The organism is Frankia casuarinae, assembly GCF_000013345.1.
Lineage (GTDB): Bacteria > Actinomycetota > Actinomycetes > Frankiales > Frankiaceae > Frankia > Frankia casuarinae.
In genome coordinates this window covers 982,215-1,004,698 of the sequence record NC_007777.1, presented here as the reverse complement: position 1 = coordinate 1,004,698, position 22,484 = coordinate 982,215, and the positions used below count along the sequence as shown (strand labels likewise).

The window sequence follows — 22,484 nt, the reverse complement described above, 5'->3', positions numbered from 1 at the left end:
GCGGCAGGCGACAACTGCGCGGCCGGTCTGGAGGAATCTCCTCAGACCGACCGGCGCAGCAGCGGCGGGTGCAGCGCGACCGCCGAGCCACGCCGATACAGCTCGGCGGGCCGACCGCCACCGCGCGGGGAGGTGCGCTGGCCCAGCGGTACGACGAATCCCGGCGTGGACAGCACCTTGCGGCGGAAGTTCGGCGGATCCAACGCGACGCCCCACGCGGCCTCGTAGACGCGGCGCAAGTCGGCCAGGGTGAACTGCTCCTCGCAGAAGGCGGCGGCCAGCGGGGTGTACTCCAACTTGGCCCGGGCCCGCTCCACGCCGTCCCCCACGATCCGCGGATGGTCGAAGGCCAGCGTCGGGCCGTCGGTCGAGTCCAGGTCCTCCACCGGCCACCAGCGGGCCCGCGGTCCATCCCGGCCGGGCTGTGGCTGCGGCTGCGGGAGATTCGGCAGCAGGGCCAGGTAGGCCACGCTGACCACCCGGACACGCGGGTCGCGGTGCGCGCCGCCGTAGGTCCGCAACTGCTCGAGGTGACCGGTCGTCGTGACGCCCGTCTCGGCCGCGAGCTGCCGCAGGGCCGAGGCGTCGAGATCCTCGTCGCGGTCGACGAAACCACCGGGCAGCGCCCAGCATCCGCCGAACGGGGGATCGTCCCGGCGGATGACCAGGACACAGAGCCGACCGGCGCGCAGGGTCAGCAGAACCACGTCCACGCTGACGGCGAGGGCGGGCGGCATGACAGCGTCACCGTCATGCCGCCCGCCCTCGCCGTCCAACGGACCGCGGATCCGGTTCGGTGGAGAGGCGGGCGCCACCCCTCCAGTCTGGCCATCCCCGCGCCGGCACACACGGGCCCCTCCTCGGCCTCCCGCCGGAAACGGCACCTCAGTGGGCGACGCCGCCCGACGGCCCGGGACGGCTCAGGGAGGCCCGGGACGGTTCAGGGACGGCCCTCCGCGTGGACGACGGGCAGGCACGGCGGGCCGTAGCCCACCTCCCGAGCGGTGGGGGGAAGGGCCGCGAGGGCCAGACGATGGTGCTCGCGGGCGCGCCGGGTGCCGGCCGGCCCGGTCAGGCCACCGACCGGCTCACCGGCCTTCACCAGCGGACGCAACAGGTCCCGGTCCCGGGCCGGGTCGGGCGGTCGCGGCGACGCGGGGAGCGCGTCGCCGGAGCCAGCGGGATCCACCCCCGGGCCGGACGGACCGGACAAGCGGTCCGGGGCCGACGGCGAGCCCGGCGGGCTCGGAAAGATGACATCAGCGACGGCCCGGCCGTTGAGGTCATGGCGGCGGACGACCCGCTTGCGCCCCCCACGGGTGCTCTTGCCGACCGACCTCTTCGCCACGGGTTCGCCGTCGACCTCGACCAGCTTGTAGACGAACCCCGCGGTGGGCGCCCCCGCACCGGTGACTAGGCTGGTGCCGACACCGTAGCCGTCTACTGGGGCGTCGCCCAACCGGGCTATGGCGTGCTCGTCCAGATCCCCGGTCGCGATGATCCGTGTTCTGGTCGCGCCGAGGCCGTCAAGCTGCGCGCGGACGGCGCCGGCGACCCGACCCAGGTCCCCGCTGTCGATCCGGACGGCCCCAAGCTCGGTGCCCGCCGTCGCGACGGCGGCTGCGACCCCCGCAGGGACGTCGTACGTGTCGACGAGCAGCGTCGTGCCGACACCGAGGGCTGCGACCTGCGCGGCGAACGCCTCGGCCTCGCTTGGATGAACGAGTGTGAAGGCGTGCGCGCTGGTACCGACGCTGGGGACCTCGTACGTCCGGGCAGCCTCCAGGTTCGACGTGGCCGCGAAACCCACGAGGTAGGCCGCGCGGGCGGCGGCCACGGCGGCGGCCTCATGGGTGCGCCGAGATCCCATCTCGAGACAGGGCCGGTCCCCGGCCGCCCCAACCATCCGGGCCCCAGCGGCCGCGATCGCGCTGTCGTGGTTGAGGATGGCGAGCACGAGTGTCTCGAGCAGCACGGTCTCAGCGAAGGTGCCCTCGACGGCGAGCACGGGCGTCTCGGCGAAGAACGGCTCGCCCTCGGCGAAGCCATGGATGTCGCCGCCGAAGTGGTAGTCCGCCAGCCACTGTGCCGTGGCCTCGTCGATGACATCGGCGGCCCGCAGAGCAGCTAGCTCGGGCGGCCCGAACCGGAAGTCCGCCAGCGCATCGAGCAGCCGACCGGTGCCGGCGAACACACCAAAACGGCGACCCGGCGGCAACGATCGGGTGAAGACTTCGAAGACCACACGGCGATCCGCCGCGCCGGACCGGAGCGCCGCGCGCAACATGGTCAACTCATAGTGATCGGTCAGGAGTGCCGTCGACATCCGGAACACGGTAGGGACGAGCAGGCTCCGATGCGCGCCGACCGGCGATTTGGCGGGCGAGGAAAGGGAGTGAGTTCATCCCGTCGGGGTGCGTTGATCTTACAGTGGGTGAACGTCGATTCCAACACGGCATGCACTACACGTTCCATCGACCTTCAGTAGCACATGAGAGAGCCTCGACGTGACCACGTTGATCAGCGCTAGGCCGATCAGCGCTAGGACGATCGGCACCAGGCCGATCAGCGCAACCCCGACCGGCCCGACGGCGAACACGGGGAGGATAACCGCGAGAACGGTCGGTCACCTTCGGTCGCGACCCGAACAGAAACACTCTCCGGGGATCCCCGGGGATCCCCGGGGTCGGCGTGCGATCGTCTTGACCGTGGACCACAGCAATGCCGGGATCTTCCTCGTCACGGTCGGCGGGGCGCTGTTCGCACTGCTGGTGCTCGGCGGCCGGGCGGGCCGGGGCATCGCGCGCGAGGTCTGGAGCCGTATCGGCTTCTTCCGCTGGATACTCCTCCTGATCATCATTGTGATCGTCCTCGACCTCGCGGACGGACTTCCCAACCAATGAACATACATTCGACGGGAACGCCCTCGCATAACACATGGCACCGAGGATGTTGCTGGAAGCCGCAAAATTACACCCACACGAGATGTTCGAATTATGTCACTGCACCCCTAGATGCCCGGCTCGTTATGCTCACTTCGCGTAACACGATTGTCGGACGAGAGGGTTGCGGGTGACCGGTCACACTTGGCTATGGACGCCGCCGCGTTCTACTCCCACCAGCGTTGGTGTGGGCCAACTCCTACGCGCGTACCGGCAGGCCCACGGCCTCACGCAGCAGCAGCTCGCCGACCGTCTGGGCTTCGACCAGTCCTACGTATCCAAGGTGGAGAGCGGCCGGCGGGCTATCCACGACATCTCGACGCTCCGTCACATCGCCCGCAATCTGGCGCTGTCCCCCGAGGACGTCGGCCTGGCCCCGGGATCGATGACGGACCGTCGCCGGGAGACAGCGCCGCGCAGTCCGGCGGCCGAGCAGGCCGCCGCGAGCCAACGCGCGTGGCGGCTCACCCGCGATCACCTCAACCACCATCGGATCAGCCTCGCCCGCGCGGCGGTGCGGCTCTACCCGGAAACCGACCGACTCGGCAGCGGGCTACTGGCCCGACCCGGCTGGGTGTGGGACACCCCGGTGGACATCGACGATGTCACCCTTGGGTGGCACGATAGCGCCGAGGCCCCCACGATCAGGGGAGACGAACCCGAGACGGCCGGTAGCCGGCCCCTGCTCGGTGGAGGCGGTCAGCAGAACCGCTACCAGCGCTACACGCGGGCGATGCGGGACCTCGACCGGCCGACCCTGTTCGAGAACCGGCTCAGTTTTCGCCTGCTCGATATCGGCGGTGACGGGACCGCGGGACCGTCAACGGACAACCATCCGTCGCTGAGCTTCGCCCACACGACGTACTTCGACGCCGTCGACGTCTGCGAGACCGTCGCACACGAGACGGCGGCCGCGATGGCCGGCAGCGGACTGTCCTGGCCCGCGCTGCCCTTCCGGGCGCGCATCGGAGATCCGTTCGACTTCACCCGGCGGGCGGCCCTGCCGTCCATCAACACGCTCACGATCCGCCACGATCGCGGCGGCCAGGCGAGCTTCTTCCTGCACCGGCGCAGCGCGGGCTCGGTCGCGACCGCGGGCGGGGTGTACCACGTCATCCCGGCCGGGGTCTTCCAGCCGTCGGGCATCACCCCGTTCCACCATGAGGCCGACTTCGACCTGTGGCGCAACATCATGCGTGAGCTGAGCGAGGAGCTGCTGGGCAACCCGGAGCACGACGGCAGCTCGTCCAGCCCGATCGACTATGACACCGACGAGCCGTTCCGTTCGTTCGAGCAGGCGCGTCGGTCCGGCGCCATGCGGGTGTCGTACTTCGGGATCGGGCTGGACGCGCTCACTCTGTTCGGCGAGATCCTCACCGTCGTCGTGGTGGACGCCGACGCCTTCGACCGGCTTTTCGGCAGCATGGTCCAGACCAATGCCGAGGGATCGGTCGTCACCGCGGGTCCGAACCGGTCGGTGACCGAGGGCATCCCGTTCACCCACTCGGCGCTGCGCCGTCTCGTCGACACCGAGCCCATCGCCCCGTCGGCCGCCGCCTGCCTGGAACTCGCCTGGCGCCACCGGGAGACCCTCCTCGGGATGCGCATGCGGGCCGCATCCTGATCCCGGACATGCGCGTCCTTGTCACCGGCGCGGCCGGCTTCATCGGCGGAGTGGTCACGGACATGCTCGCCACCGCCGGACACCAGGTTACGGCGATGGTCCGCGAGCCGATGACCACGCCGCGGTTCGCCCCCGATGTCGAGGTGGTGGCCGCGGACCTGCTCGATCCCCGCCAGCTGGCCGCGGCGGGGGTCAGCCGGGGATTCGAGGGGGTGTGCCATCTCGCGGCCCTGACCCGGGTGCGGGAGTCGCGGCTGGATCCCGTGCGCTACTTCCAGACAAACCTGACCGGCACCATCAACCTGCTGGCCGCCCTGGAGGAGGGCGCCGAACACACCGGGGTCGCACCCGCGTTCGTCTTCGGATCCACCTGCGCGGTCTACGGCAACGTCGACCTCGCCCGGATCCCGGAGACCTGCCCACCCGACCCGGCGAACCCCTACGGAACCTCCAAGTTCGCCGCCGAGCGGCTGCTGTCCCACCAGGCCGGCACCGGGCTGCTCGGCGCGGTGATCCTACGTTCCTTCAACGTCGCGGGTGCCGTCGCGGGACACATCGACCGCGACGGCAGCCGGATCATCCCGGCGGCGATCGCCGTGGCGAGCGGGTGCCGGGACGTGTTCCGGGTCAACGGGGACGGCCTCGCGCTGCGGGAGTACGTCCACGTCGTGGACATGGCGACGGCCTACCTGACGGCGCTGGTCGCCGCGCGCCCCGGGCACTGCGCGGTGTTCAACGTGGGCAGCGGCGTCGGGGTGAGTGTCACCGACGTGCTCGCCGCGGTCGGCCGGGTCGCCGGGCGCCCGGTCCGCCGCGTCCACTGTCCGCCGGTCTCCGAACCGAGGACGCTGATCGGTGACAGCACCCGGATCCGCGCCGATCTCGGCTGGAGCTCTCCGGCGTCGAGCATCGACCGCATCGTCGCCGACGCGTGGCGCTGGGGCCGGGGGCCGGCACCGGCCGGGGCCACCGCCCTGCCGCCACGCCAGCGGATCGCTCCGAGCATCACCTGAGGCCCCGCGGTGGCCCCGCGGTGGCCCGCGATGCGGCAGGCATCGGCCCGCGGTGCGGCAGGCTGCGGCTGGCATCCCTCCCGGCCCTTCCCCCTGGCCCGACAGCCAGCCGCCAGCCGCCAGCCGCCAGCCGCCAGCCGCCAGCCGACATAGAGTAGCAGACTGGTTGCAGACGGGCATACTTCGCAAGGCCTTCCATCGGCCGGCTTATCCTCGTATACCTAATGCGACGGAGCTTCCCGTGCCGCCGGAGCTCGCCGGGAACAGCCGTGGGCCACCCGACGGAGCACCTGTTCATCTCCGCACACTAATCTGACGCCTGTCGTGACCCGGATCATCTCGGGGGCGGGCTCCACGCGGAGGCTCCGCCGCACGACCGCGCCGCCCGCACGACCGCGCCGCATGACCGACGACGACATGCTCCTTGGGGGAGACGAAAGTGGACGAGCAGACCGCTGGGACCGATAACCCGCGGCCCACATCGCGCCTGGTGGTCGACGTGGTCCGCGCGCTGCGCGGATGGGTGGTGATGGCCGCCGGCGGCGTACTTCTGCTCGGCTGCTACCTGGGTGTCTCCAAGGAGACGGACGTCGCTTTCCAACTACCCTACGTGGTTTCCGGCGGTTTTGGGGGCCTAGCACTCATTCTGGTGGGAAGTGCGCTGCTGGTGGCCGACCGCTTCGACGCCGCTCAGGCCGCCCAGGCCCACACCGCCGGCCAGGTCGACGACCTACACTCGCTGATCATCGCGGCGGCGGGCGCGGGTGCCGCACCCGAGGCCGGTCAGCCGGCCACCCGCCCCCAGGGCTCGTACCAGCAGACCGGCTCGTACCAGCAGACAACGGCCACGCACCAGCAGAACTCGCGCTTCGCTGTGACGGACCCCGGGGGCGGCCAGGCACCCGCCGCGAATGCCACCACACCCGGCCAGCACGCCTGACAGAGCCTGCGTTTCCAACGATGCCACGGTGCGGAAGGCGAGCAGTTCCGTGATCACATGTGACCCGGCGGACGGCGACGACCGGCTCCCAGGGAGTGCCCGGTGACCAGCATCGACCTGGGACTGGCGGGGATCTCCCTCGGGGCGATCGCCGCCCTGTCCGGTATCGGCCTGCTGGTCACCTACCGCACCAACGGGGTCCTCAACCTGGCCCAGGGCGGCATCGCCACGCTGGTGGCGTACGTCTTCCGCGAGATGGTGGTCGTGTGGGGGCTGCCGATCTGGCTGGCCGCCATCATCGCGCTCGCCGTGGTGTCCCCCGGGATCGGCCTGCTGCTGGAGCGGTTGGTCTTCCGGCCGCTGGCCCGTCGCCGCGCATCGGCGGCCGAATCCCTGGTCGCCAGCCTCGGTGTGCTGGTCCTCACCCTCGGGATGACGGCGGGCATCTGGGGTCTGGGCTCGCGTAGTGACGCACCAAGCATCTTCCCGAACTCGTCGGTGAAGCTGTTCGGTGACACCCGGATCGGTGTCGACGCGCTGGCCGAGCTCGCGATGGTCGTGGTGTTCTGCGCGGTCATCGGCGTCATCGCCACCCGCACGGTGTTTGGCCGCCAGATCCGCGCGGTCGTCGACGACCGGCAGCTCGCCGAGCTGTCCGGTGTTCCCGCGGACCAGGTCGCCGCGGCTGGCTGGGCGGCGGGGACGACGCTCGCCGGCCTCACCGGCATCCTGCTCGCCCCCCGCTTTCAACTCACCCCGTACGGGCTGACCCTGCTGGTGCTGGAGACCTTTGCGGTGGTGGTGGCGGCCCGGCTGTCGAGCATGCCGGTGGCCGTCCTCACGGCCCTGGGCATCGCCGTCCTGCAGAGCGAACTCAAGCAGTTCACCCTCGACGGTAACGCGGGCCAGATCCTCACCGTCCTGCAGTCGAACCTGTTCATCGTCGCCCTGCTGGTCCTGCTGCTCGCGGTGCCGAAGCTGCGCGAGCTCGGCACCGGCGACTCCGGGACCACCGCCAGCTTCTCCAGCCGCGGCGCACCGCCGTCGGGCCCGGCCAGCCAGACCAAGGCCCGCCGCGACTTCCTGGGCAAGCTCGGCGGTGCCGCGCTGCTGCTCGCACCGCTCACCTTCGCCCCGTCCGATCTGCGTTCGGCGTTCATGGTCCCGGCGCTCGCCCTCATCTTCCTGTCGGTGGTCATCGTCACCGGCTACAGCGGCCAGCTCTCCCTGGGCTCGGCCGGCTACGCGGGCCTCGGGGCGCTGCTGTCACTCAAGCTCGCCAACGGTGACCTGTTCGGACTGCCGAAGCTGCCGGGCGTCGCGTCGATGTTCATCGGCGCCCTGCTCGTCGCCCCGATCGGTCTGATCACCGGCTACCCAGCGATCCGCCGCCGCGGCCTCACCCTGGCGCTGACCACCTTCGCGGTCGGCGCCGTGGTCAGCCGTTTCGTCTTCGAACAGCCCACCTTCGCGACCGGCCTCTACCTCGACCCGCTGACGTTCTTCGGCTGGGAGCTGCCCGACGAGGCGTTCTACGTCCTTGAACTGGTCTGCCTGGGCCTCGGCCTGTTCTTCGTGGGTAATCTGCATCGCGGTCGGCTCGGTCGGGCGCTGCTCGCCGTGCGTGACCATGCGGAGGGTGCGGCGGCGGTCGGGGTTGACGTCCGCAACCTCAAGCTGCTGGCCTTCACCGTCTCCTCCGTCGTCGCCGGGCTGGGTGGTGCGCTGCTGGTGCACAGCAGCTACTCGTTCTCCGCCGACGACTTCGCACCGTTGCAGAGCCTGCTGTGGTTCACCGCCGTGGTCGTCTTCGGCGCCGACAGCGCGGCCGGCGCGATCGTCGCCGCGGCGTTCATCGTCACGATCGACGTACTGGCGCCGGCCGGATCCTCGATCCTCGCCATCGGCATCCTCGCCCTCGCCCTCGGCTGGATGCCCGGCGGCCTGGCCTCGGCCGTCCGGGGTCTGCTGCGGCTGCTCGCCCTCCACCTCGCGGACGGCTTCGTCGATCCCAACCATCGGGCACCGCGTCCGGTGCCGGTGCGCATCTCCGCCGTCGGATACCTGCCAGCGACCACTGGCATCACCGGCGTCACCGGGATCTCCGGGATCGGCGGGATCGGCGCGCCTCTGGGGGCCGCCCAGCCCGGGCCATCCGCGAGCTGGCCTCCGGGCCGCTCCTCGCCCGTGCTGCCACCGGGCTCGCCGCGGCCGACCCCGTTCGGGGCCAGCCTGCTGACCCTGGTGCAGGAGTATGCGGCCCGGTCGAGCGGCGCACCGCTGCTGCCCCCCGCGCCCCGCGGCGAGCGCGGTGGCCTGCCCGCCGACGTCTACCCCACCTCACCAGGTCACGTGGGCCACGAGCAGGGGGGTTCGGGACCCGCGGCGGCGACCTCCCTGCGGGACGGAGGTCGGGTATGAGTCGGCACGTGCTACAGGCCGTTGGCCTGGTCCGCCGCTACGGCGGTCTGACCGCGGTCGACCACGTCGACCTTGTCGCCCCCCAGGGCGTGATCACCGGCCTCATCGGCCCGAACGGTGCCGGGAAGTCGACGCTGTTCAGCCTGCTGACCGGGGTCGAGCAGCCCGACGAGGGCAAGGTCCTGCTCGACAAGAGCGACATCACAAAAATGCGGCCGGACATCCGGTCCCGGCGTGGTCTGGTGCAGACCTTCCAGGTTCCCTCGCTCTTCCCCACCCTCACGGTCGCGGACAACCTGCTTGTCGGCGCGGAAAACCGGCACCGGGACTATGCCGGCGGCCTGCTGGGCCTGGCGTCCAAGGGCCGAGGACACGTCAGCCGCCTCGTCGAGGAAACCCTCGGCTCCCTCGGCCTGTCCGACCTGCGGGACACCATCGCCGGCACGCTGCCCACCGGTGCCCTGCGGCTGGTCGAGTTCGCGCGGGCGCTGTGCGCCCAGCCGGACATCCTGCTGCTCGACGAGCCCGCCAGCGGTCTGGACAACGACGAGACCGCCAGGTTCTCGCAGCTGCTGCGCCGGACCGCCGACGACGGGGTCGGCATCCTGATCGTCGACCACGACGTCGACCTGGTCTTCTCCGTCGCCGACCAGGTGTACGCCATGGTCGGCGGTCGGGTCGTCGCGTCCGGCGATCCCGGGCACGTCCGCGACGACCCGACCGTGCGGTCGGTGTACCTGGCCCAGGCTGCCCATCGCCACGATGAAACGGTCCTGAAGCAGCCGCAGGAGGCACGGTGACCACGGCGACGGCCGAACTCGAACTGACCGGGGCACGGGCCGGCTACGGGACCGTGGAGGTCCTGCACGGTCTGGACCTTGCCATCCCCCCCGGCAAGGTCACCGCCCTGCTCGGGGTCAACGGCGCGGGCAAGAGCACCACCCTACGGGTGCTGGCCGGGCTGATCCCACTGCGTTCGGGCAGTCTGACCTGGCGCGGCGAGGACATCACCAAGGTGTCCACCGTCGACCGGGCCCGCCGAGGACTGATGCTCGTGCCGGACGAACGGGCCGTCTTCGCCACCCTGTCGGTCCGGGACAATCTGCAGATCATCGCGGAGGCCAGCGGGCACCCCGACATCACCCCCGCGCTGGAGTCGTTCCCCCGGCTGCGGGAGCGGCTGACGCAGCGGGCCGGATCGATGTCGGGCGGTGAGCGGCGAATGCTGGCACTCGCCCGCGCCCTGCTGGCCCGCCCCTCGGTCCTGATGGTCGACGAGCTGTCGCTCGGACTATCCCCGAAGGTCGCCGCGGACCTGTTCGGCTGGCTTGCGACGGTCGCATCGTCGGGCACCACCGTCGTGCTCGCCGACCAGTACACCGAGCAGGCCCTGGCGATGGCGGACCTGGTCTACGTCCTGCACCGGGGCGAGCGGTCCTTCGCGGGCGGGCCGGAGGAATTCCGAGCGTAGGGCCGCGAAAGGCCTCGGTGAAAGGCCCCCCGATGTGAAAGGCCCCGGTCGAGGTTCCCTCCGCGGTGCCGTGGAGGGTTGCCCCGACCGGGGCCCGGGATCACGCAGGCGGTCCCGCGAGAGATCAGCCGGCCGGGTAGGGCAGATCCGGGACGGTGAAGCAGTTGGTGTTCATGTCCTTGACCTGGGTCACCCAGCCACCCTGGTTGCCGTTCGCCGAGTCCTGCCAACGGGCGACGTTGAGGCAGTTCTCCTCCTGCGACGGCGGTTCAGGCGACTTCTTGAAGTTCCGGCCGGTCGGGATGAGCAGGCCGTGACCGTCGTAGTCCTTGCCGCTGTTCATGTACGCCTCGACGCAGGCGCGGGTGACGTCGGCGCCGCAGGAGCGGATCGCGTCGGTCAGCCACTGGGCCGAGGCGTAACCCTCGAGCATCCACAGGTTCATCTTGGCCACCCGATCGGGCGCGGCCGCCTGCAGATCCTTCTGGAACGTGGCGACCGCGGGAATCTGAGTGTCCGCATAGTTGGCGGTGCCGCCGGTGGAGTAGATCGTGTTCCGGCAGTTCGGGGAGGCGCTGTAGACCTGGCGGATGTTGTTGGCCCAGCCCTGCGGCGGGGTCACCTTCGCCGTGATCGGCAGTTTCTGGGACTCGATGGCGTTGCACAGCTGAGCGTTACCGCCGTCGTCCATCGCGTCGAAGACGATCTGGACGCCGCGCCGCTTGAGGTCGAGGACCGTTGCGTCCCAACTCGGGGCGCCGAGATTGATCTGCTCCTCGACGACCGTGTAGCCCTCCTTGCGCAGGCCGTCCGCGATCGACTTGGCGTACCGCTCCGACGGGGCGACGTTGTAGTACACAACCCCGGCGACGTTGGTCTTCAGATTCTGCTTGAACCAGCGGTAGATCTCGGTCCCCGCGTAGAGCGTGCCGTTGTAGCCGGGACGGCTGCCGGTGCGCGGATAATAGCTGCCGTAGATCGAGTACAGGTGCGGATACTGATCGTAGGCGGCGGACACGGGCTGGCCGCCGATATCCGGAACACCCTTGGAGTTGATGTACTGCGCACCCGTGTAGTCGAACGCCGTCACCCCGGCGAGCGCGAAGACCTTCTCGTCGTCGACGAGCTTGTGCGCGCAGTTCGCATTTCCGTCCCCGCTGCCCTTGTCGTCACACTCGACGAGGTTCACGGTGCGCCCGTTTACTCCGCCCGCGGCGTTGAGCGCCTTGAAATAGGCCCGCGCCCCGTACAGTGAGGCGGAGAACGTGTCCGGTCCGAAACCGCTGCTCAGGCCAGCGATTGTACCGATCTTGATCTCGGTCGGCGTGACGCCGATATCCGAAGCTGTATTGTTCGACACCCCGGCCGGTTTGTTGCCGGCCGAGGTCGTTCCGCTGCTACTGGCCCGGCTGCCGCAGGCGACGAGCGCCAGCGACGACAGCACAATGGCGGCGGCGGCGACGAGCGATCTCGCTCGCATGGACATGCTCTCCCCTGGTAGATCGGTGACGCTCGAAACGTTATTGCCGATCAACATCGTCGACGCTTCAGCTGACGACAGCCGGTCCCACTGCCGACTATGTACCGCTAGTTACATCAATGGGCGTTACGGACAAACATTCGGCGCCACCAGCTTCGACGCACCGGTGCGGTGCTCGCGCGATCGGCCGGTGCCTTCTCCAAAGTCGGGGTGCTCCCCCCGGCCCCGTCTTCCCCGCCTTCCCGGCGTGCGGTACCCCCGCTCGCCGGCTCGTGGGTCTCCCGGCTCGCGGCCGTCCCTGTGGGCAGGGGCGCACCGACTACCGGCCGGCTGCCACCCCCGACGCCCTCGGCGCGCTCCGTGGGAGCCCCCTGCTCCCCGGAAAGCTCGGTTACCGTACCGCCCGGCGACGGAGAGGCATGCGACGCACCACCTACCGCATCGAGTGAGGCCGGGACGATCGTGCTGCCCAACACGGACATCGCCTCGTCCAGGGCGGCCAGGGCCTGGCCGATCACCGTGACCGGATCCTCGGCGCGCCCCGGGGCCGGCACGGCCGGCGCCGCACCCGCCTCGGCGACCGGGTCGGGCTCGACGACCTCAATGACCTCGACGACCTCGGCGGCCGGCTCGGCGGGCACGTCCACCGGCTCGCCATCGACCGCCTGCTCATCGGCGCCTGTGGCCGTGACCGCCTCGGCTGCGGCGACGGCAGGCTCAGACCCCGCAGAAGCACGTTCAACCGACGCGGAGACGTCGGGAACAGGCTGGGCCGACGGGAACTCGACCGACGCGGACGCATCGGGAACAGGCTCGGCCACGGCGGGAGAAGTGACCTCCTCGACGAGCGCTGAGGGGACGACATCGGCCGAGGGGACGACATCGGCGGATTCCGACTCCTCGGGCGGCGAGGTCGCCGCGAGCGTCAGACGGTTGAGAATCAGGCCGTCGGGACCCTGCCCCCGGTCCAGCCGCCCCGCCTGCGCGAGCTTCCGGCAGACCTGGTTCACCGTGCCCCGGCTCGCCCCGATCGCCGCCGCCAACCTGCCGTCGTCCAAACCCGCGGGAACTTTGGCAAGCTGGTCGAGTATCCGGTCAGCAACAGTAGCCACAAAGCGGGACGGTATACGCCATCTCCTATTCGCCGACAAGCGGGGTCACCCCACGCGGTAACCGTGTCCGTCCCGCTGCCGATGGCACTCGCAATGCCACTCTCGGCGGGCGCCCGGTCCGCGGCGGCACACACCCCCACCCGGTCGCCTGATCCACGTCGTTCACGCCGCGACCGGCAGCGCCTCGCCCGGGCGCAGCGGGAGCTGTCCCGCACGCGGCAGGGTCGGTGAAGCGGACGAAGGCCCGGGCGAAGGTGGCGCGGATCCACGGCCGGATCCGCGACCGGCGCCGGGATCATCCGCACACGCCGTCCACGAGGATCATCCGCGAGAACCAGACGGTGGTCGAACCATGGGGCCACGGCGAGCAAGGACCACGGCGGCGGGCTTAGCCCGGCCGTCGCCGGGAAGGTCATGCGGCGAGGCGTGCCGGGAGCGGCCCGGGACGCACCGATATCAACAGTGGCCGGACTCGCTTTGCTGGGCGGAATGTTGCGGGATGTCCCAAGCAGGCCGCGCCGCGTCCGTGGGCCGGTCAGGGAGACAGCCATGGCGCAGCCAGCCTCGGGTTCCGAGCAGTTCGACCCTGGTTCCATCACAGCCGACTCCGAACAGCCGTGGTACCGCGAGGATGCTCCCCTGGAACCCGCGGAGATGCTCGACAGCGACGATCTCGGCTCGACGGATGCCGGCCGAGATCCATTGGACGACAGTTGGGACGCGCCCGACAGACCGAGTGCCGGCGTCCGCTATCCGAGCACACCGCGTGAGGAGCGTGCGGGGCCGTCCTTCGATCGGCAACTCGCCGCGGAAACGCCGGACGCCGACCCCTACCTGGAAGCCGAGCGGCGGGAGTCCGGGGCTGTTCTCGATGCGGACGCGTACGGCGAGGGGACGACGACCCTCGCGGAGGATTACGACGCGAACTTCGCCATTCCCAGCATCGTCACGCCGGACGTGGATGCACGCACGGCTGAGGAGGGCGCACTGCACCTGGAATAAGGGCGCTCTGCGTACTCGCGGGAATACGAAGCACTCGCGGGAATACGAAACGCCGATGGTTCGGTCGACGGTCCAACCGACTCCCGGTTGCCACGGACGGTTACCACGGAGGGCGGCTCAGGCCGGGGCCGACCCGGGCAGGTCCGGAACGCCACCGGCGGCTTCCCGCCTGCGGTAGGCAAGTCCCGCGAAGACCTCCATGGCGACGCGATGGGCGCTGTTGACCGTCGTTTCCGCGTGGTCGTACGGCGGGGAGACTTCGACGATGTCGGCGGCCACAAGCGGCGTGTCGAGCGCGATCTGACGGACCGCCCGCAGCAGGTCGGCCGGGGTCATCCCCCCGGGTTCCGGGGTGCCGGTGCCCGGCGCGAACCCCGGATCCAGGACGTCGATGTCGACCGACAGGTACATGGCCCGGCACCCGTCCGTGGCCTGCGCGATCGCGTCCACGACGACGTCACGGCTGCCCCGCTCCCAGATCTCGTGCATGAGATGCCAGGTCATCTCCTGCTCGCGCATCCAGGCGAAAACGTCCGGCGGCGGCCAGTAGCCGCGCAGCCCCACCTGGACAAAGTTGCGTCCACGCACGGCACCGGACTCGATGAGCCGTCGCATCGGAGTGCCGTGCGAGGCGAGGTTGCCGTCGATGACGTCCGCGGTGTCGGCATGCGCGTCGAAGTGCAGCAGACCGAGTTCACCCCAGCCCACGGCGTCGGCCACGCCGGTTGCGGCCGGCCAGGTGATCGAATGGTCGCCACCGATGACGAGCGGGATCGTGCCGAGCCCGGCGATCCGCGCGACCTTGGCCCGGATGTTGCGATGGGACGCCTCGGTGAGCCCATGCGGACAGTGCGCGTCGCCAGCGTCAACGACGTCGAGCCAGTCGAAGATCTCGATACCGAGGTCGAGATGGTAGGTGCCGGGGTTGTAGGCGTTGGCCCGCATCGCCCGAGGGCCGAACCGGGCGCCGGGACGGTGGGTCGTCGAGATGTCGAACGGAGCACCGACGACGGCAACGTCGGGCCGGCGGGCCGCCAGCGCCTCCGTCCCGGGCAGCCAGGGCAGTCCGCAGAAGGTCGCGAGCCCCGCGTAGCCGGGCGCGTCCGGACCCGGCTCACGATCGCCGTTTCGTGCCGTCATCCGTCCCTCCGATCGGGCCCTTCCACTGTCCCACGGTCCGCCACCCCCGGTCCGCCACCCCCGGTCCGCCACCCACTGGTCCGCGCCCCGGTTACGCTTCTCCGGTGGAGGTCGCGGCACCGCACCCAGACCACCCGGCACCCACGGCGTCGGAACCGACCGGCGCGGCCATGGCTCTGCGCACCCCGGGCACCCCGGGCACCCCGGGCACCCCGGGCACCCCGGGCACCCCGGGCACCCCGGGCACCCCGGGGACGATTATCGGCGCGGGCCGGGTCTGGTCACCGCGGGCCCGGTTGGCGGGTTTCGCCGTGCTCGGTGTAGCCGCCGTCGGCGTCTGCGGCCGGGTGTACCTCGTCGACCCCGCCCAGCCGGGCCACTACCCTATGTGCCCGTTCCGGTGGGCCACGTCCCTGGACTGCCCTGGTTGCGGCACCCTCCGCGGCCTGCACCAGCTCCTGCACGGACACCTCGCGGCCGCGGCCGACTACAACGTCTACTTCGTCATCGCCGCCCCGATGCTGGTGTTCGGCTGGATCGTGGCGGTGGCGCGGGCGGCCGGCTGGCGCCACCCGTTGCCCCGGGTACCGGCCCGCCTGCTTCCCGCCGTTCCGATACTGATCATCGCCTTCTGGGTGCTGCGGAACCTGCCGTTGCCCGGCTGCCGCTGGCTCGCATCCTGAACCCGGCGGCTCAACGGCGGCCCAGCAGGTAGCAGGCGATGGCGGCGGTCGCCGCGACGTTCAGCGAGTCGACCCCGTGCGCCATCGGAATCCGGACCCGGGCCGTCGCCGCGGCCTGTGCCGCCGCCGACAGCCCGGCGCCCTCCGTGCCCAGCAGCAGCGCGACCCGGGCCGCCGCCGGCACCGGCGCAGGTGCGGGCGCAGGTGCGGGCGCAGGTGCAAGCGCGGGCGCGGCGCGGGGGGTGAGTCCGGCCGCGAAGGAGCCAAGATCCTCGGCGTCCGCCGCCGGAGTCAGCGCCAGCAGCGTGAACCCGGCATCCCGCAGCAGACCAAGGGCCTCCGGCCAGGGTTCGAGCCGGGCGTAGGGGACGGCGAACACCTCCCCCATCGACACCCGCACGGAACGCCGGTAGAGCGGATCGGCGCAGCGCGGGCTCAGGAGCACCGCGTCCATCCCGAGTCCCGCGGCCGAACGGAAAATCGCCCCCAGGTTGGTGTGGCTCACGATGTCCTCACACACCAGTACCCGCCGGGCATCGACCAGGAGGTCGGCGGCGGCGCGGGGCGGCTGGCGGCCCATCGCCGCAAGCGCCCCCCGATGCACCTCGAAGCCGGTGATCGCCGCGAGCACGTCGGGTCCCGCGACGTACACCGGGACGTCAACGCCGAGGTCCGCGGGCACGGCCGCCAGGCGCGCCGGCGAGACCAGGACCGAGCGCGGCCGGTAGCCGGCCCGCAGCGCCCTGGTTATCACTCGTTCACCCTCGGCGATGAACAGCCCGTCGGCCGGCTCCCGCCGACGGCGCAGCGCGACGTCGGTCAACGAGATGTAGTCGTCGACCCGGGGATCACCCGAATCGTCGATCATGATGACTGGTGGGGTGGCCACGACCGTCACGCCGACCGTCACGCCGACCGGCCCGCCAGCCGACCCCGCACACCTGCTCACGTCACCTGGCACGCCACGACCTCCCGGGCACGGACGCTTCACCCGACCGTAACGTGCCGGCCGCAGAATCAGCGGCCATGGCCGATCCGCAGAAGGCCCCCACGCTGACGTCCGCCATGCCCGCCATGCCCACGTCCGCCACGCCCGCCGTCTCCCGTCCCGTCGCCGTTCCCGTTCCCGCCGACCTGGTCGTCGTCGGCGCCGAACTGGTCGCGACGGTGGACGCCGACCGCCGGGAGATCCGCGGCGGGTGGATCGCAGTGACGAACGGCCTGGTCAGCGCCCTCGGCGGTCCCGACGAGCCACCGCCTCCCGCCGTGCGCACGTTGCGGGCGGACGGCTGCCTGATCACTCCCGGCCTGGTGAACACGCATCACCACATGTACCAGAACCTCACCCGCGCGTTCGCTCCGGCCCTGAACGGCACGCTGTTCACCTGGCTGTCGACCCTGTACCCGCTGTGGTCCCGGCTGGACGAGGAGGCCGTGCACGTCTCCGCCTACGTCGGGCTCACCGAGCTCGCCCTCGGCGGTTGCACGACGACCACGGACCACCTGTATGTGCATCCGCGCGGGGGCGGAGACCTCGTCTCCGCCGAGATCGCCGCGGCGACGGCGCTGGGCATGCGCTTCCATCCCAGCCGCGGATCGATGTCGCTGTCGGTGAAGGACGGCGGACTGCCGCCCGACTCGGTGGTGCAGGACGACGACGAGATCCTCGCCGAGTCGGCCCGGCTGGTGGCCCGCCATCACGACCCCTCGCCGGGCGCCATGGTGCGGATCGCCCTGGCGCCCTGCTCACCGTTCTCGGTCAGCCCGGAGCTGATGCGGGCCACGGCGGAGCTCGCCGAGTCGCTCGACGTGCGGCTGCACACGCATCTCGCCGAGGACCCCGAGGAGGACGAGTACTGCCTCGCGCGGTTCGGCCGGCGTCCCATCGACCAGTTCGCCGAGGTCGGCTGGGGCGGCGACCGGGCCTGGGTGGCGCACTGCATCCGCCCGAACCCCGCCGAGGTGGCCCGGCTGGGCGCCTGGGGCACCGGGGTCGCGCACTGCCCGAGCAGCAACATGATCCTCGGCGGTGGGCTCGCCCCGGTCGCGGAGCTGCGTGCGGCGGGGGTACCGGTGGGACTGGGCTGTGACGGCTCGGCGTCGGCGGACTCGGCGTCGCTGTGGCTGGAGGCCCGCACGGCGATGCTGCTCGGGCGGCTGCGGCACGGCGCCGCGGCGATGTCGGCCCGGGACGCGCTGGAGATCGCCAGTCGGGGCGGGGCCGGCTGCCTCGGCCGGGCCGGGAAGATCGGCGAGCTGTCCGTCGGGGCGGTGGGCGATCTGGTGGCATGGCCCCTCGACGGGGTCGGCTTCGCCGGGGCGCTGTCCGATCCCGTCGAGGCGTGGCTGCGCTGCGGCCCGGTCGCGGCCCGCCACACGGTGGTCGCGGGTCGCGCGGTCGTCCTGGACGGCCATCCGGTGCATCCCGACCTGTCGGCGATGCTCGCCCGCCACCGCGAGCTCGCCGCCGGCATGCAGGCAGCCTTTGACGATGCCGGCATCGCTGATGCCGGAACCGCTCCCGGCGCCGGGCGGGCCGCGGGTACGACGGGAGCCAGGGCGGCCGGGGCCCGGTGAACGCCGACGGGACCGACCCTGGTGGGATACCTCCGCGAGGTGTTTGATACAAAGCAATGGGCCAGTCCGGGTCGGTTGGCGACGTCACCCGTTCGGCCCCGGCGATGGCGTTCCGGCGACACCCGCCGGGACGTCACCCCCCAGCAGCCGCCGCCGGTGCCGCGTATCGACCCCCCCGATCGGTGCGCATCGCACCGGCGGCGGCCTCGACCGGTCCAGGACCAGGGCGGCCGCGGGCCGGATGAACTGCGCGCCTTCGCCGTCCGCGTGGGCGTGCAGCTGTAGAAGCGGACAGGGGCATCCCGCCGGGGGAGGTATCCGGCGGTGTACGTGAGGCCGACACTGGGGGCATGCCGACGTTGCCGACCGATGTCGTCGCCCGTCTGACCGCCGCGCTCGCACCGATCGATACGGCGGTCATCGCTCGTCATCCCGGTGATCCGGGAACCCGCCAGCCGGTGCACACCTGCTACCTGCCCGCCGACCGGATGCGCCCGGACATCGTGCTGGCCTGGGGGGAGGCAGCCCGGGAGCTCCTGGCCGCCCGCGGCACCGACCCGGCCAGGCTCGCCGCCGCCACCGGGGGCGACCCGGACCCGGTCATCGCCGAGCCGGTCCACGCACACGTGCTGCACGCGCTGACCGTTGAACCGGTGCAGGATCTGCGGATCGACCTGGAGGACGGCTACGGCGTCCGGATGGACGACACCGAGGACGCCGACGCCGTCGCGGCGGCCGTCGCCCTGCGCGCCGCCGCGGCGGCGGACGCCCTGCCCGCGTCCTACGGCCTGCGGATGAAGTCGCTGGACCCGGCCCTCCGGGACCGGGGACTGCGCAGCCTGGACCTCTTCCTCACGGCGCTGGCCGGCGACGACGGCCCACCCGCCGGGTTGGTGCTGACCCTGCCCAAGGTGAGCGCCGCCGCGCAGGTCGCGGTCTTCGCCGATCTGCTCGCCGAACTAGAGCAACGCCTCGACATCGCCCCGGTGCCCTTCGAGGTGCAGGTGGAGACCCCGGCCGCGGTTCTCGCCCTGCCGGCGCTGGTCGAGACCGGTCTTGCACTGGGCCCTGGACGCCTCGTCGGGCTGCACGTCGGCACCTACGACTACTCGGCGGCTCTCGGCATCACCGCCGCGCACCAGGCCAGCGACCATCCGGCGGTGGAGTACGCCACCACGCTGATGCAGCTCGTCACCGCCGGCACCGGAATCCGGGTCGCGGACGGGTCCTCGAACCTGCTGCCGATCGAGAGCCCGACGGACGCGACGGAGGGCACCGCAACTACGGAGGGCACCGCAACTACGGAGGGCACCGCAACTACGGAGGGCACCGCAACTGTCGAGGACACGGCGGGCCGAGGTGTCCACCGGGCCTGGCGGCGGCACGCCGAACTGGTGCGCCGCGCCTGGTACCGGGGCATCTACCAGGGCTGGGATCTGCATCCGGGTCAGTTGGTGAGCCGGCACGCGGCGGTGGCCGGCTGCCTGCTGGCCGGGCTCGACGAGGCGCTGGGCCGGCTTTCCTCCTATGCCACCGCGTACGCCACCACGTACGCCACCGCCCGGCATCCGGGAGCGGTCGCCGACGAGCCGGCCACCGGCCGCGCGCTCGCCGGGCACGTCCTGCGGGCGCTCGACGCCGGCCTGCTGGACGACGCGAGCCTGACCGCGGCTGGTCTCGACCGGGTGACGGTCAACCGCTTCGGCGGCAGACCGGTCGCCGCGGGTTGACGACACCCGCCATCCAGGGCGGGTCAGCTCCCCCGATAGGTCGAATAACCGAACGGAGCGAGCAGCAGCGGGACGTGATGATGACCCGCCGGGTCCTCGATCACGAACGCGATGGTCACCTCGGGAAAGAACGCCGAGCGGCTCGCGGTGTCGAAGACGAGCCGCCAGGGGCCTGGGATGGTCGCCGGCAGATCCGCCACCCGGCCGTCGTCGTCGGTGACGGCCTCGGTGACCGCGATCCAGCCCGTGGTCGTGCCGTCAAGGGTACGCACCGCCCGTTCCAACCGGAGCGGCAGCCCGGCGGCTGGCCGCCCCGTGGCCGTGTCCAGGACATGGGTGGACAGACTCACCACGCCTCCTCGGTCGCGTCCTCCGTCGCCGCGGCCCGGGTCGGGCCTCGACCATCCCACCATCCGGGCTGACCATCGCACCACACCGCTCCTGGTCGACCGTGGTGGATACGCCGGTACCCCCGGCTGTCGGCGCCTACTGGAACCGCTCCAACACTGTCGAGATCGACGTCGTCGGCACCGACCGGGAACCGGTCGCCAAGGAGCTGTACTTCCTCGGCTCCGTCACATGGCTGGAACGCGCACCGTTCGATGACCACGACCTGGCGGCACTGCGGAAACACCGGGCGGCGCTCACGAACCTTCCGCTGCCATTGGTCGCCATCAGCCGCAGCGGAGTTGCGGCCACCGGTCTCGCCGCATCCTACGGCCCAGCCGAACTCATCACCGCCTGGCAGCAAAGATGAACAGTATTGTGCCACGGTCGTTCGACCTAGGCGCCGGTGATCAGGCGCCGGTGATCAGGCGCCTGATGCGCAGGGCCGTGATCTCAGCCTGCTGACCGGCCGCGATGCGCAGCTCGTCCGCGGGATCGTTGTCCAGCCGTGCCCGCAGCAGAGCGAGCATCTCCTCCGCGTCGCGGCCCGCCGCCCGGACCAGGAAGATGTAGCCGAAGCGCTCCTCGTAGGCCGCGTTTCCCTGCTCGAAGGCCGCCCTGACTTCCGCCGTCGCCTGGTCCATCGCCGCCTGCTCCCGTCGGGGGGCGTCGAGGGACACCACGGTCGCCCTCGCCGTGGTGGGCGGGGCGGGCGTGTGGGCCGGGCGCTCCCCGATCCGGGGATGCGCGGTGAACGCCTCCAGCCAGGCCGATGCGGGCAGGTTCCACCATTCCTGCTCGGCTGCCGGCAGCAGGGCCGCGAGGGTCCCGAAGGGCCGACGGGCCGCCACGGCCGCAGCCCAGTCCTCGGACTCGCAGCAGGCCAGCAGCTCCTCGCGAGCCGCGTCCGGGGACAACGCGTCGAACCAGCGCATCGCGAGCGCCTCCCGCCCGACGGGCGTCGGAGCGCCGGTGAGCCGCAGCCTCGCCAGCCCGCCGTCGGGTATCGCGTCGACCCGCACGTGGGTGGCCTGGATCGGGACCTCGAGATCGAAAAGGTGACGGGTGTTCGGCTGCACCCGGGTCCGCGGCAGCATCGGGTACCACTCGGTGATCGCGGTGACGTCGTCGGGGTCGAGAAGGTCGGGGTTGTCCGCCGCCCAGAGGGCCACCGCCCGGGGCGCGTTGCCGCGGAAGTGCCGGGTGTCAACCTCGGCCCGCACGATCGTGCCCTGCGTCGCGAGCCGGACCACCGCCCAGTCGTGGCCGTCCCCACGGCGCCGGCGGGTCTCCCAGCCCTCTCCCATCGCCCGGGCCTCACCCGAGGCGTTCAGGTTATGGCGGTCACCGTAGTGCATGTCGCTGGCGGCCACCACGACACCGCCCAGGTAGGCGGCGGCGAGATCGGAGGTCACCCGGTCGAACATCCGGGGGTCCGGCACCACCGTGCCATGCACGCGCAGCCGGGCGACTCCGCCATCCGGGTGGATGGTCAGGCGCAGATGGGTGATGCGGGTCCGGCCCTGGTCAGCCACCGGCAACACGTTGGCCGCGTCCGGCACGATCGGCGTCCGCGGCACCAGCGGGACCCAGGCCACGGACTCCTCGGCGACCTCCGCCGCGGAGGGATACCCGGGCAGGGTGGCGCCGTGCACCTCGACGGCCCCGGGAGCGTTGCCGGTGAAGTGGGTGGTGTCCACGGTCACCGCGTGGGCGATGCCGGGTGAGCCCAGCCGGATGATGGCCCAGTCGGATCCGGGAAGATCCCGCCGCCGACGGGTCTCCCAACCGTCGGTCCACTGGCCCCGTTCGGTGAACACGCCCGGCCGCACGATCGGCGGTTCGGGCAGCAGCATCCGTTCGGCGAACGCGAAGAACTCGTCGTTGACGGCCACGACCGTACCGCCGAAGCGGGCCGCCGCGAGATCGACAAGATTCGTCAGGTCGGGCGCGTCGCTCATC

The 22,484-nt window shown here is 71.5% G+C and carries 19 protein-coding genes and 2 pseudogenes; 13 read left to right on the top strand and 8 right to left on the bottom strand.

Going from position 1 to position 22,484, the window contains the following annotated elements; translation table 11 throughout:
• Positions 1-41 precede the first annotated feature (41 nt).
• Together FRANCCI3_RS04320 and FRANCCI3_RS04315 are read right to left on the bottom strand one after the other, a co-directional pair.
• Entirely contained in the window at positions 42-737 is a 696-nt protein-coding gene (locus FRANCCI3_RS04320; protein WP_011435314.1) for an NUDIX hydrolase, read from the bottom strand.
• Between the two features lie 203 nt (positions 738-940).
• A complete protein-coding gene (locus tag FRANCCI3_RS04315; protein ID WP_011435313.1) occupies positions 941-2,326 on the bottom strand; it encodes a nicotinate phosphoribosyltransferase in 1,386 nt (461 codons plus the stop codon).
• A 382-nt stretch (positions 2,327-2,708) separates the two neighbouring features.
• Here FRANCCI3_RS04315 and FRANCCI3_RS04310 point away from each other — a divergent pair, with 382 nt between their 5' ends.
• The 7 genes from FRANCCI3_RS04310 to FRANCCI3_RS04280 all read left to right on the top strand — a co-directional run bounded on the left by FRANCCI3_RS04310 (position 2,709) and on the right by FRANCCI3_RS04280 (position 10,411).
• A complete protein-coding gene (locus FRANCCI3_RS04310; protein WP_035732600.1) occupies positions 2,709-2,903 on the top strand; it encodes a hypothetical protein in 195 nt (64 codons plus the stop codon).
• A gap of 169 nt (positions 2,904-3,072) precedes the next feature.
• Positions 3,073-4,566, top strand: coding sequence for a helix-turn-helix domain-containing protein (locus tag FRANCCI3_RS04305; protein WP_011435311.1), 1,494 nt, complete (start codon positions 3,073-3,075; stop codon positions 4,564-4,566).
• Positions 4,567-4,574: 8 nt separating this feature from the next.
• Positions 4,575-5,579, top strand: a complete 1,005-nt coding sequence (locus FRANCCI3_RS04300) for an NAD-dependent epimerase/dehydratase family protein (RefSeq protein ID WP_011435310.1) — start codon at positions 4,575-4,577, stop codon at positions 5,577-5,579.
• Between the two features lie 439 nt (positions 5,580-6,018).
• The gene (locus FRANCCI3_RS04295; protein WP_011435309.1) at positions 6,019-6,519 is read left to right on the top strand and encodes a hypothetical protein; all 501 of its coding nucleotides are present in this window, start codon (positions 6,019-6,021) and stop codon (positions 6,517-6,519) included.
• 102 nt (positions 6,520-6,621) lie between these two features.
• Entirely contained in the window at positions 6,622-8,940 is a 2,319-nt protein-coding gene (locus FRANCCI3_RS04290; protein ID WP_011435308.1) for an ABC transporter permease, read from the top strand.
• Positions 8,937-9,740, top strand: coding sequence for an ABC transporter ATP-binding protein (locus FRANCCI3_RS04285; protein WP_011435307.1), 804 nt, complete (start codon positions 8,937-8,939; stop codon positions 9,738-9,740). Before FRANCCI3_RS04290 ends, FRANCCI3_RS04285 begins: the two co-directional genes overlap by 4 nt.
• Complete coding sequence (locus tag FRANCCI3_RS04280) at positions 9,737-10,411, top strand: ABC transporter ATP-binding protein (protein WP_011435306.1); 675 nt, start codon at positions 9,737-9,739, stop codon at positions 10,409-10,411. The genes FRANCCI3_RS04285 and FRANCCI3_RS04280 overlap by 4 nt, the downstream gene beginning before the upstream one ends.
• 124 nt (positions 10,412-10,535) lie before the next feature.
• On the opposite strand, the gene FRANCCI3_RS04275 is transcribed toward FRANCCI3_RS04280, so the two are convergent.
• A complete protein-coding gene (locus FRANCCI3_RS04275; protein WP_011435305.1) occupies positions 10,536-11,891 on the bottom strand; it encodes an ABC transporter substrate-binding protein in 1,356 nt (451 codons plus the stop codon).
• A gap of 116 nt (positions 11,892-12,007) precedes the next feature.
• A complete protein-coding gene (locus FRANCCI3_RS04270) occupies positions 12,008-13,003 on the bottom strand; it encodes a hypothetical protein (protein WP_023841206.1) in 996 nt (331 codons plus the stop codon).
• Positions 13,004-13,156: 153 nt separating this feature from the next.
• Here FRANCCI3_RS04270 and FRANCCI3_RS28935 point away from each other — a divergent pair.
• A pseudogene (locus FRANCCI3_RS28935) lies at positions 13,157-13,350 on the top strand (transposase); the annotation flags it as partial.
• 202 nt (positions 13,351-13,552) lie between these two features.
• Entirely contained in the window at positions 13,553-14,005 is a 453-nt protein-coding gene (locus FRANCCI3_RS04265; protein ID WP_023841205.1) for a hypothetical protein, read from the top strand.
• Positions 14,006-14,122: 117 nt separating this feature from the next.
• Here the strand turns inward: FRANCCI3_RS04265 and speB are convergent, their stop codons facing one another.
• Positions 14,123-15,145: an agmatinase gene (gene speB, locus FRANCCI3_RS04260; protein WP_011435301.1), complete on the bottom strand. Its 1,023-nt coding sequence runs from the start codon at positions 15,143-15,145 to the stop codon at positions 14,123-14,125.
• A gap of 170 nt (positions 15,146-15,315) precedes the next feature.
• On the opposite strand from speB, the gene FRANCCI3_RS28665 reads away from it, so the two are divergent.
• Positions 15,316-15,828 (top strand): DUF2752 domain-containing protein, encoded by a 513-nt coding sequence (locus FRANCCI3_RS28665; RefSeq protein ID WP_011435300.1) that lies wholly within the window; start codon positions 15,316-15,318, stop codon positions 15,826-15,828.
• A 10-nt stretch (positions 15,829-15,838) separates the two neighbouring features.
• Here the strand turns inward: FRANCCI3_RS28665 and FRANCCI3_RS04250 are convergent, their stop codons facing one another.
• Entirely contained in the window at positions 15,839-16,696 is an 858-nt protein-coding gene (locus FRANCCI3_RS04250) for a TrmH family RNA methyltransferase (protein ID WP_035732640.1), read from the bottom strand.
• A 197-nt stretch (positions 16,697-16,893) separates the two neighbouring features.
• Here FRANCCI3_RS04250 and FRANCCI3_RS04245 point away from each other — a divergent pair, with 197 nt between their 5' ends.
• Together FRANCCI3_RS04245 and FRANCCI3_RS04240 are read left to right on the top strand one after the other, a co-directional pair.
• Complete coding sequence (locus FRANCCI3_RS04245; RefSeq protein ID WP_011435298.1) at positions 16,894-18,405, top strand: 8-oxoguanine deaminase; 1,512 nt, start codon at positions 16,894-16,896, stop codon at positions 18,403-18,405.
• 350 nt (positions 18,406-18,755) lie between these two features.
• A complete protein-coding gene (locus FRANCCI3_RS04240; RefSeq protein WP_023841202.1) occupies positions 18,756-20,135 on the top strand; it encodes a DUF6986 family protein in 1,380 nt (459 codons plus the stop codon).
• 23 nt (positions 20,136-20,158) lie between these two features.
• Here FRANCCI3_RS04240 and uraH read toward each other — a convergent pair whose 3' ends face one another.
• Positions 20,159-20,485, bottom strand: a complete 327-nt coding sequence (gene uraH / locus FRANCCI3_RS04235) for a hydroxyisourate hydrolase (RefSeq protein WP_023841201.1) — start codon at positions 20,483-20,485, stop codon at positions 20,159-20,161.
• Positions 20,486-20,598: 113 nt separating this feature from the next.
• Here uraH and FRANCCI3_RS04230 point away from each other — a divergent pair.
• A pseudogene (locus FRANCCI3_RS04230) lies at positions 20,599-20,892 on the top strand (hypothetical protein); the annotation flags it as partial.
• 40 nt (positions 20,893-20,932) lie between these two features.
• Here FRANCCI3_RS04230 and FRANCCI3_RS04225 read toward each other — a convergent pair.
• Positions 20,933-22,483, bottom strand: coding sequence for an allantoicase (locus FRANCCI3_RS04225; protein WP_011435293.1), 1,551 nt, complete (start codon positions 22,481-22,483; stop codon positions 20,933-20,935).
• Position 22,484: the final 1 nt, after the last annotated feature.

Coding starts and splice junctions, on each gene's coding strand:
- speB (WP_011435301.1), bottom strand. CDS start 15,145: ATGACGGCACGAAACGGCGATCGTGAGCCGGGTCCGGACGCGCCCGGC.
- FRANCCI3_RS04250 (WP_035732640.1), bottom strand. CDS start 16,696: ATGATCGACGATTCGGGTGATCCCCGGGTCGACGACTACATCTCGTTG.
- FRANCCI3_RS04265 (WP_023841205.1), top strand. CDS start 13,553: ATGGCGCAGCCAGCCTCGGGTTCCGAGCAGTTCGACCCTGGTTCCATC.
- FRANCCI3_RS04320 (WP_011435314.1), bottom strand. CDS start 737: ATGCCGCCCGCCCTCGCCGTCAGCGTGGACGTGGTTCTGCTGACCCTG.
- FRANCCI3_RS04245 (WP_011435298.1), top strand. CDS start 16,894: ATGCCCGCCATGCCCACGTCCGCCACGCCCGCCGTCTCCCGTCCCGTC.
- FRANCCI3_RS04240 (WP_023841202.1), top strand. CDS start 18,756: ATGCCGACGTTGCCGACCGATGTCGTCGCCCGTCTGACCGCCGCGCTC.
- FRANCCI3_RS04275 (WP_011435305.1), bottom strand. CDS start 11,891: ATGCGAGCGAGATCGCTCGTCGCCGCCGCCGCCATTGTGCTGTCGTCG.
- FRANCCI3_RS04300 (WP_011435310.1), top strand. CDS start 4,575: ATGCGCGTCCTTGTCACCGGCGCGGCCGGCTTCATCGGCGGAGTGGTC.
- FRANCCI3_RS04285 (WP_011435307.1), top strand. CDS start 8,937: ATGAGTCGGCACGTGCTACAGGCCGTTGGCCTGGTCCGCCGCTACGGC.
- FRANCCI3_RS04315 (WP_011435313.1), bottom strand. CDS start 2,326: ATGTCGACGGCACTCCTGACCGATCACTATGAGTTGACCATGTTGCGC.
- FRANCCI3_RS28665 (WP_011435300.1), top strand. CDS start 15,316: ATGGCTCTGCGCACCCCGGGCACCCCGGGCACCCCGGGCACCCCGGGC.
- FRANCCI3_RS04225 (WP_011435293.1), bottom strand. CDS start 22,483: ATGAGCGACGCGCCCGACCTGACGAATCTTGTCGATCTCGCGGCGGCC.